This is a genomic window from Novosphingobium sp. 11B, from assembly GCF_054589055.1.
Genome location: NZ_BAAILP010000020.1, coordinates 1 through 9,689, shown reverse-complemented (window position 1 = coordinate 9,689; position 9,689 = coordinate 1). Strand labels below are relative to the sequence as shown.

The 9,689-nt window shown below is 63.2% G+C and carries 8 protein-coding genes; 5 read left to right on the top strand and 3 right to left on the bottom strand.

Going from position 1 to position 9,689, the window contains the following annotated elements:
• Positions 1 to 304 precede the first annotated feature (304 nt).
• Positions 305 to 1,744, bottom strand: coding sequence for an IS1182 family transposase (locus ACYPYD_RS01770; protein ID WP_459661847.1), 1,440 nt, complete (start codon positions 1,742 to 1,744; stop codon positions 305 to 307).
• Between the two features lie 99 nt (positions 1,745 to 1,843).
• Positions 1,844 to 2,230: a hypothetical protein gene (locus tag ACYPYD_RS01765; protein ID WP_211151760.1), complete on the bottom strand. Its 387-nt coding sequence runs from the start codon at positions 2,228 to 2,230 to the stop codon at positions 1,844 to 1,846.
• Positions 2,231 to 2,910: 680 nt separating this feature from the next.
• Here ACYPYD_RS01765 and ACYPYD_RS01760 point away from each other — a divergent pair.
• Genes ACYPYD_RS01760 through ACYPYD_RS01750 form a run of 3 tightly spaced genes read left to right on the top strand, consistent with a single transcriptional unit; the run spans position 2,911 to position 8,037 of the window.
• Positions 2,911 to 5,547, top strand: a complete 2,637-nt coding sequence (locus tag ACYPYD_RS01760; protein WP_459661846.1) for a TonB-dependent receptor — start codon at positions 2,911 to 2,913, stop codon at positions 5,545 to 5,547.
• Entirely contained in the window at positions 5,547 to 6,677 is a 1,131-nt protein-coding gene (locus ACYPYD_RS01755; RefSeq protein WP_248006355.1) for a Ca2+-dependent phosphoinositide-specific phospholipase C, read from the top strand. The genes ACYPYD_RS01760 and ACYPYD_RS01755 overlap by 1 nt, the downstream gene beginning before the upstream one ends.
• 7 nt (positions 6,678 to 6,684) lie before the next feature.
• Positions 6,685 to 8,037, top strand: coding sequence for a histidine-type phosphatase (locus tag ACYPYD_RS01750; protein WP_459661845.1), 1,353 nt, complete (start codon positions 6,685 to 6,687; stop codon positions 8,035 to 8,037).
• On the opposite strand, the gene ACYPYD_RS01745 is transcribed toward ACYPYD_RS01750, so the two are convergent.
• On the bottom strand, positions 7,941 to 8,357 hold the full coding sequence (locus ACYPYD_RS01745; protein WP_211151756.1) for a VOC family protein: 417 nt from the start codon (positions 8,355 to 8,357) through the stop codon (positions 7,941 to 7,943). The genes ACYPYD_RS01750 and ACYPYD_RS01745 overlap by 97 nt on opposite strands.
• A 90-nt stretch (positions 8,358 to 8,447) precedes the next feature.
• On the opposite strand from ACYPYD_RS01745, the gene ACYPYD_RS01740 reads away from it, so the two are divergent.
• Together ACYPYD_RS01740 and ACYPYD_RS01735 are read left to right on the top strand one after the other, a co-directional pair.
• The gene (locus ACYPYD_RS01740; protein WP_459661844.1) at positions 8,448 to 8,561 is read left to right on the top strand and encodes a helix-turn-helix domain-containing protein; all 114 of its coding nucleotides are present in this window, start codon (positions 8,448 to 8,450) and stop codon (positions 8,559 to 8,561) included.
• Positions 8,562 to 8,657: 96 nt separating this feature from the next.
• Positions 8,658 to 9,182, top strand: a complete 525-nt coding sequence (locus ACYPYD_RS01735) for a helix-turn-helix transcriptional regulator (RefSeq protein WP_459661843.1) — start codon at positions 8,658 to 8,660, stop codon at positions 9,180 to 9,182.
• Positions 9,183 to 9,689 lie beyond the last annotated feature (507 nt).

Here is a 9,689-nt window from a genome sequence, read left to right as displayed (position 1 = left end):
CGCCGGAAACCTGAGCTTTTGCAAGCTCAACCGATCCCGAAAATGTAGTGGTAACACCTGCGTCGGCGCGCGCATATCATTGAATAAAAATGCCTTTTCCGAAAGCACTGTTCAAGTTGGGTCAGAATGCTTCGGTGATCGGCGTGGCGGTCACAGTAAGGAAGCACTTGCAGGAGCATATCGCGCAATCGGCTCGCATGATGGCGACCGTCGTTATGTCCGCAACGGGTGCAGGCTGTGTGGAAACGTCTTCGCAGTCGAGGTTGATGGATATCGTCAGGGGCCGAATTTTTGCGACGTTGTCTTAGCCGGCGATCGCATTCAGCAAATTGCGGGTTCCCATGATGTTGAGGGCGCGAGTGAGGTTGTAGGCGAGCACGTGGAGGGCCATTTCGGTGGAAACGCGCGGTTTGGTTCTGGTGAGGAAATGAGTGTAACCCATTCGCGACTTCAGTGTGCCAAAGGGATGCTCGACGGTCTGGCGCCGGATACGCATAGCGTCCGGATTGGCATCGAGCCGGTGCTGCATCGCCTCGATCATATCTTCATGCTCCCATCGGGAAACACGTCGCTCCTTGCCTGGTGTACATCGCGATTTGATCGCGCAGGTTTGACAGGTGCTGGCCCAGTAGCGGTTTATCTTCAGACCTCTTTCCTCACTCTGAAGGCGGTTTTTCAGCAGTTCTCCCGCCGGACAGCGATAGACATCCTGCTCGGGCACGTAGACAAAATCGGGCTTTCCAAAGCGTCCTTCATATCTGGCCCTTGATGTCTGTGGCTTTGGCAGAGTGACGGTGATGCCAGCCTGTTCGCTGGCGAGGATCTGCTCGCTTGAAAAATAGCCGCGATCGGCCACGACATCCAGCTGATCCACGCCCAGGACCGCCTTGGTCGTTGTCGCCATGCCGCTCAGTTGAGCCCGGTCGCTGCCGATATTCGTCACTTCATGGGCAACGATGATGTGGTGCTCTGTATCGACCGCGACCTGGACATTATACCCGACCATTCCCGTTCCACGACCGCTTGTGGCCATGGAGCGAGCATCAGGATCAGTCAGCGAGATCTGCTGGTCCGGCGCCGCCAGCATCTGCTCCTCCAAACCGTCGAGACGTTTCATCTCCTCCTCAAGCCTGGCAATCTTCTCCTTCAGGCGATCCGTTTTCGAGGCAAGGGCGTCTGTCGGTTCCTGCCGGTCTGCCGTGTCCAATTGCGCGAGATAACGGGCAACGCTTTCTTCAATTTGCTCCCGACGTCGCGCCAGCTTGGCCTTGGTGAAATTGCGGTCGCGATTATTAACCGCTTTGAACTTGCTGCCGTCAATGGCAACGCTGCCACTCGTGAGGAGAGCCATCTCCCGGCAGAGCAAGACGAAACGGCCACAAACTTGCCGGATCGCAGTACCGTTATCTCGCCGGAAATCTGCAATCGTCTTGTGATCGGGTACAAGCCGGCCCACCAGCCACATCAGCTCGACATTGCGGTCAGCCTCCCGCTCAAGGCGCCGGCTCGACTGAACCCGATTGAGATATCCGTAAATGTAAAGCTTGAGGAGGACCGACGGGTGATAAGCAGGCCGCCCTGTCGGGGCAGGCTGCGTGCGGTCAAATCCGAGCCCCAGAAGGTCGAGCGTATCAACGAATATATCGATCACTCGAACCGGATTATCGTCCCCGATCCAATCATCTACGCAGGGCGGAAACAATGTCGTCTGCTTGCGATCCGCGCCAGAAATGAAGCGACCCATATGATCCTCCAAACCGTTGGAGCATCATACCAGATCCGCCGCGTTTTCACACAGTCTGGGTGGGAAGCGGACGTATCCAAGCAACCGCAGAAAGACGGTTTATAAAGCGATCCGCCGAGCCAAGCCTGCTTTGAATAATGCAGTAACAAAGTCATTTGCGGATGACGCTGTGCCGCTCGGCTCGAAACGCACGGTCAGTTTCTTTGCATGGTCTTGCGGGAGCTTTTCAGCGATCCAGCCCTGTGCCGTTCCGATATCGATGGCGGCTTGCCCTTGCACAAGGTTACCGTCAAACCTCACACATCGCGCATCTTCTCGATCGATCTTCGCAAGAATTCGTTGGAAATGTCTACGAGACAGAATTTGATGGATTGCGCCGGTGCCTGCCACGACAAAGACGGCAAGGATGAAGCCATTCGGCCCCAAAAAGTATGTCCCCAACAATGCTATTCCCAACCAGCACGCGATGTTGAGTAGCCTGACCACTTAATTTATCCGCCTTTTGCTTACACGCGATCCTACCTTCCAGAGCGATGTCCGCAATGGGCGTATCCAGTCAGGCTGCATTTCTGCGAGAGCGACGGGCACCGGCGGACGGCTATGGAGCGGAGCGCTCGCCGCCCGGAATGGAGAAAACGGGGCGGTGCTTGACTGGCAGTTTTTCTCGCGTCAGGTGGGCCAGTCTAACCTGAACGAATCGCTGCTTCCGAGAAGCTGAAATTGGCCGTCGAATGGCGACAAGGGCGCTTGTCTGCCGATTCCGCTGCCGACCCTTATCGGCCGCTTAGCCGTCAATTTTCGATTCCTAGGTGCGGACGGTCCGCAATCCCGACAGGTGTCGACCACAAGCCTTCTTCCGACGATCGGTGAGAGAATAGCGGATTCGCCCCACTTCACCTCACATGTCGGCGAAGGGCTTTTAGGATGCTGATTTAGACCCGGAGAAAATCCACATTCAGAGGGGAAGCAACTCATCGAACTGCTCCATATTTTTGTCATTCAGCATTCGCCCTGTCGAACCAAGGTTGGCGCCACGACGCTACACATCGAAATATATTTCCATAAAATTGCAGAGGTCATCGAACCGTCAAGGCTTTGACGGCGAAACGTCATGCGTGGTTTCTAGTGGGCCCCCAACATAAAAATCACTTCGGGGCACATCTCACATGCGTATCACCAAGCGGGTCTTGGCGTCGTCGACGTCGGCCATCCTGTTCGCGGCCATCGCACTTCCCGCATCCGCCCAAACCGAGCCGGATGCCGAGGCTGGCGTCAACGGCGAGGACATCGTCGTCACCGGCAGCTACGCCCGCAGCCTGCGCGCCGCGACCGAGGCGAAGCGCACCGCATCGTACCAGGTCGATTCGATCAACTCGACCGACATCGGCAAGTTCCCCACCCAGAACGTCGCCGAGGCGCTGCAGCTGGTCACCGGCGTCGCGATCACCCGTCCGCGTGGCGAGGGCCTGAATGTCAGCGTGCGCGGCCTTGGCCCGCAGTTCCAGAACACCCTGCTGAACGGCAGCCCGGTGGCGGTGAACGAAGTGATCGAGAACGGCGGCGCCGCCGGTCGCCAGTTCCGCTTCGAGATGCTGCCAGCCGAGTTCACCTCCAGCATCGACGTCATCAAGACGCCCACCGGCGACATGACCGAAGGCGCGCTGGGCGGCAACATCAACGTCAAGACCTTCGAGCCGTTCGACGTCGGCACCAAGACCACGCTCAACGTGCGCGGCACGTATACCGAGCAGACTGGCAAGGTGAAGCCGAACGCCACCGTGATCACCAGCTGGGTCAACAACGACGACACCTTCGGCATCCTCGTCGGCGGCCAGTACTGGGCCAAGGACGTGCGCAACGACCGCTGGTACAACGCTGGCTGGTACAAGGACCGCTTCGCCTCGCAGCTGGGCCAGACCGGTCTCTACCTGCCCACGCGTACCCGCGCGACGGTCGAGACGGAAAAGCGCGAGCGCATCTCGGGCATGCTGTCGATGCAGTGGCGCCCGAACCCGGAAATGACGACGACGCTGAACGTCCTCGCCACCCGCCTCGACGTGGCTTACGACGAATACGGTCTCGACATCTATCCCGACGACAGCAGCGTCGCCGGCCACCGTCCCACCATCGTACCGGGCAGCGTCGTACTCGATGGCGATACCGTGGTGAAGGCGACGATCAACGACGTGCGCTTCATGGCCTCACGCGAGTACAGCCTCAACCGCCACGACCTGTTCAACGTCGGCCTGCGCCAGACATGGGATCATGATGCCTGGCATGTCGCCGGCACCGTCAACTGGTCCTACGCGCACAGCTATCACCCCAGCTACGACGTCGGTACCGTGCGCAGCCGCGCCATGTTCTTCGCCCCGCTGACCTACGATGCAACGCGTGGCTACAAGGAAGTACCGGACTTCAATACCACGGCCGATCCCACCAATCCGGCCAATTACCAGCTTTACCAGTTCAACATCGCGCCCAAGAACAGCAAGGACTGGAACTTCTACACCCGCGCCGATGTCGCCCACGATTTCGAGGGCTTCATCTCCAAGCTGGCGGTCGGCGGCGAGTACCAGTTCCGCAAGCGCGACTATTCGCGCCGCGATTTCATTGTCAACCCGGTGGCCGGCACCCCGCTGTCGAGCCTAGGTTCGGGTGCCTATGAACAGCTGCCCTTTGACGACTATCTACAGGACCTGGGCGGCAACATCCCGCGTAACTTCCTGGTGCCGGTGACGAGCGCCTATCTCGACGCCTTCTTCACCCCCACGGTCGAGAACTCGGCGCTGACCCCGGCGGACCTCGCCGCCTCGTTCCGCACCACCGAGAAGATCCTGAGCGCCTACGCCCGCGCCGACTACGACTTCTCGCTGGGCTCGGTGCCGGTCACCGGCAATATCGGCGTGCGCTACGTCCACACCGACCAGGTCGCGGGCGGCAACTTGCGCAGCGGCAACGCGATTACCCCGGTCAAGTATCCGAAGACGTTCAACAACGTCCTGCCCAGCTTCAACCTGCGCGCCGAACTGACGCCGTCTCTCGTCGGTCGCCTCAGCGCCAGCCGCGTGCTGACCCGTCCGAACGTGACCGACAGCGCCCCGCGCATCACCATCTCGACCGACGCGCCGACCGCCAGCGGCGGCAACCCGGACCTCGTGCCGTTCCTCGCCACCCAGTTCGACGGGTCGCTGGAGTGGTACTTCAACAAGTCCGGCTCGCTCACCGGCGCGGTGTTCTACAAGGCGATGGACGACTACATCACCCAGCAGAACGTGCCGATCGACATTCCGGGCCGCGGCACGGTGCAGCTGAGCACGCAGGTCAACGGCGGCAACGCCAAGGTCTACGGCTTCGAGGCGGCCTACCAGCAGGTATTCACCTTCCTGCCGCAGCCGTTCGACGGTCTGGGCTTTCAGGCGTCGTACACCCGCACCTCGGTCAAGGCGAACTACACCGCCGGTTCGCGCGTCATCAAGGACGAGATGATCGGCCTGTCGAAGAACAGCTTCAACGTGGTCGGCTTCTTCGAGAAGGGCCCGATCTCGACCCGCCTGTCCTACGTCTGGCGCGACCGTTATCTGTCGGGCACCGGCAGCACCACGCAGGCACCGACCTACACCGCCTCGTTCGGCTCGCTCGACGGATCGATCGCTTATCGCCTGACCAGCAACGTCACGCTCAGCCTCGAGGCAATCAACATCGCCAAGGCACGCCAGTACACCTACAACGACCTGCCGATCCGCTACGGCGACATCAACGACTACGGCCGCACGATCCTGTTCGGCGCGCGGGCGGAATTCTGATGCTGCGCGCTGCGGTTCTCGGGGCGCTGATGCTCGGGGGGGCGATGGCCTCCCCGGTATCGGCGAAGGACGCGGCGGCTCCCGGGCCGCTGCGCATGAACGACATCCAGGTCGTCGGCTCGCACAACAGCTTCAAGACACGGATTCCCGCAGCCGTGATGGCGGAACTGCGCCGCCGCGATCCGAAGATGGCCGAGGCGCTGGACTACTACCACCTGCCGCTGTCCGCCCAACTCGATGCCGGCGTGCGTCAGCTGGAGATCGACATCTTCGCCGATCCCGAGGGCGGCCGCTACGCCGCCCCCAAGGGCGAGGCGCTGCTCTCCCCGGCCGAGCGGGCCCGCGCAAAGCAAGAGGGCTTCGACGAGGCCGCGATGCGCAAGCCCGGCTACAAGGTGCTGCACATTCCCGACGTCGACTATCGCGTCGTGTGCCCCACCCTGGTCGCCTGCCTGACCGAAGTGAACGCGTGGTCGCGGGCGCACCCCGGCCACCTGCCGATCATGCTGACTCTCAACGCCGCCGATACCGCGAACACGCACGAGATCACGCAGCCGCTGCCGCTCGACGATGCGCGCCTGCTCGATGCGCTGGACGCGGAAATCCGCAAGGCGCTGCCGGACAAGCGGCTGATCACCCCCGACGAAGTGCGCGGCGACGCCCCCACGCTGGCCGGGGCGGTGAAAACGAAGGGCTGGCCCACGCTGAAGAGGGCGCGCGGGCGGATCTACGTGCTGTTCGACGTGCGCAAGGCGGTTTCGGACGTGTACCGCGCCGGGCATCCCTCGCTGCGGGGACGCGCGATGTTCGGATGGTATCCCGATGGCGAGCCGGAAAGCGCGATCCAGATCGTGCAGGACCCGCTCGTCGATGGCGCGAAGATCCGCGAATGGGTGAAGGCCGGCGTGATCGTGCGCACCCGCACCGACGCCAACACCGTCGAGGCGCGCACCCACGATTTCACCAAGACCCGCGCGGCGATCGAAAGCGGCGCGCAGGCGGTCAGCACCGACTATTATCCCGGTGCGCCCGACCCGCTGGGCCTGCGCTTTACCGTCACCCTGCCGAACGGCGCGATGGCGGGCTGCAGTTCCGTGCGCGTGGCCGGACCGTGCGCCGTAAAGCCCTGAGATGACCATGCGCGCCCTCCTCGCCGGGCTGGCGCTGCTGATCCCGGCGGCGGCTCACGCCGCGCCCACTACGCCGGGCGATCTGGTGACGGAGCGAGCGGTACTGGTCATGCGCCACGGCATCCGCGCGCCGCTGAACGGTGAAGTACCCGAAGGCACGCGCACCGATCGGCCCTGGCCGGTCTGGCCCGTCGCGCAAAGCGTCGTCACGCCGCACGGCAAACGGGCGCTGGAGATCGTCGCCGAAAGCGACCGCCGCCTGCTTGCGTCGCGCGGCCTGCTGGATGCAGCCGGTTGCCCGAAGGCCGGGTCGGTGTCGATCGTCGCCAACGCCTCGCCGCGCGCGATCGCCAGCGCAGCGGCCTATGTCCGCGGATTTGCGCCGCAGTGCGCCATCAAGATCTCGCATCTCGAAGAACCGCAGGCCGATCCGATCTTCGAGCCCTTGCGCGCGAAAGCGACCGCGTTCGATGCCGATGCGGCCGTGGCCGATATCAACCGCTCGACCGGCGGCATGGCCCGGCTTGCCGCGCGTGACCGCAAGGAACTCGCCCTGCTCAACCGCGTGCTGGGTTGCGGCGAGGCCGATTGCCTGCCCCCGGCCGCGCCCGCCATCGCCGCGCGGGATCGCGATATCCCGCTTTCCGGCCCGATCCGCAGCGCCTCGGGCATCGCCCAAGTGCTGCTGCTGCAGTATCTGGAAGGCATGCCCGTCCAGCAGGTCGGCTGGGGCCGGATCGATGCGGCAGGATTGCAGCGGCTGGGCCGTCTGCATGCGGACCTGTTCACCGTCTACACCCGGCCGCCCTACATGGCGGCCCATCAGGCCAGCGCGCTGGGACGGCGCATCCTCGACACGCTCGACCACGGCCCCGCTTTCGAACTGTTGATGGGCCACGACACCAACGTGACCGCGCTGGCCGCTACGCTGCGCGTCGACTTGTGCGGCGAGGGGTATGCCACGAACGACGTGCCCCCCGGCGGTGCGATCCTCATCGAGCGCCTGCGCGATGCACGCTCGGGCCTGCGCTACGTGCGCGCATCCTACCGCACCCAACCGCCCCAGGCGCTGCGCGGGCTGGGCACGCAGGTCTCGCTCACGCCGCTGCGTTTACCCGGCTGCGCCAAGGCCCCTGCCGCTACGATGTCTTCGCCGCTGCATTCGGGCAGCGCTTGGCGAAGTGACCACTTAGAAGGTGATCGTAAAACGGGGCGACATTGCGGCCGACGCGGCGCGAGGCGTGAGAAGGACGGCGGCCGCCCTCAGGAGCGCGGGTCGACGTCGACGATCCAGGTGATGCCGAACTTGTCGGCCAACATGCCATACAGCGGCGACCAGGCCGAAGGGCCGATCGGCTGAAGGATCGCCGCGCCCTCGGCCAGCGCCTCCCACCGCTGCCGGACTGCGTCCGCCGACGTCCCGCGCAACGAGACGTAGAAGGCGTTGGTGCCGGCATCGTGGTCATGCCCCGCCTGCACGTCGAACGCCATGATGCGGAAGCCGTCCTCGGCGGCGACCTGGCCCCAGATGACGTGATCGGGCGACCCGGCAAGCTGGGCCTGCCCCATGGCGCCATAAGTCATCACAGTCTGTTCCCCGCCGAAGACATGCTGGTAGAAGTCGAGGGCTGCGCGGGCCTGGCCCCGGAAATTGAGATGGGTGGTAACGGCAAAGGTCATTGCTTGAACTCCTGGATCTACGGCGGCACTCGCTTTCGCCGGCCACCTCTTGCATAGCGGGGCCCAACTGCCATTTTCCGTCAGTAGGCCATGCCGCGATCCGATCGTCTCCTTCGACTGCTCCACGCGATGCGCACCATGGCGGGGCCGCTCACGGCGGCGCGGCTGGCGGAAGAAACGGGCGTATCGCCGCGCTCCCTCTAACGGGACATCGATGCGCTGCGCAGTGCCGGTGCACGGATCGAAGGCGAACGCGGCTATGGCTATCGCCTGCTGGAAGATCCGGCGCTGCCACCGCAAATGCTCGACCGGGACGAGATCGAGGTGCTCGCGCTCGGCCTCGCCGAAGTGCGCGCCTGGGGCGATCCGGCGCTGGCGCGGGCAGCCGATTCGGTTCTCGCGAAAATCGCCGCGACCCTGCCCGACGAGCGCGAACGGCAGTTGCTCCACGCGATCGCGCAAGTGTTCCGCCCGGAGCCGCGCTATGCCGCGCCGCTCGATCTGGCACCGCTGCGGGCGGCATGCTGGCAGGAGCAGGCGGTCGATATCCGCTATGTCGATGGCGATGGCGCGATGAGCGACAGGACGATCCTGCCGCTTGCGCTGTTCTACACCGAAACCTGCGTGACCGCTCTGAGCTGGTGCTGCCTGCGCGAAGATTTCCGGATGTTCCGAACCGATCGGATGGCCGATATCCGGGTGAACGGCACGAGCTTTCGTCCGCGCCGGGTGCCGCTGCTGCGTGATTATCTGGCACAGTTGCAGGCGCGGCACCGCGCGCGAGACGATCGCGGCAGCAACCCGGCCTCGGTAACCGTGAACTGAGTTAGGCACAGTTTGCGGCCATCTCTCAGTTGAACGGTAGCCCGTTTACATCAACCCCTCCCGGTATAACCGATGTTGCTGCCGCCGCAGTTCAGCAAGGTGCCTTTGGGTTGGTAGCCGTATCCCACGAAATCGGCCCATCCTTGCCGCTCAAAGTCCTTTCCCAGCTTTCCGAAAGCGGACATAATTTTGGGCGAGTTCGTAGACCGCATAACGTCAGGAAAGTTGGGCCTCGGCGACGGTCCGGACTTGAAACCTATGTCGTGTAAGCGAACCGTCGTTCATTTGAACTGCCGCCCCCGACTAACATCTCCTGCCCAGGGCCTACCCGCAAGCTCACAGGCTTTCGGCTGGCTGAGTAGCCCCTAGCCTGTTTTATTCACGAAGGCGGGTGATAGGGTTGGCGGGAGTGGCGTAAGCGATTGCTTTGCAGTAGGAAAATGGGTGTCTAGACCAGTCCTGCAGCGAGGCAATTTATGCCACGGACCACACCCGCCGGGAGCGATG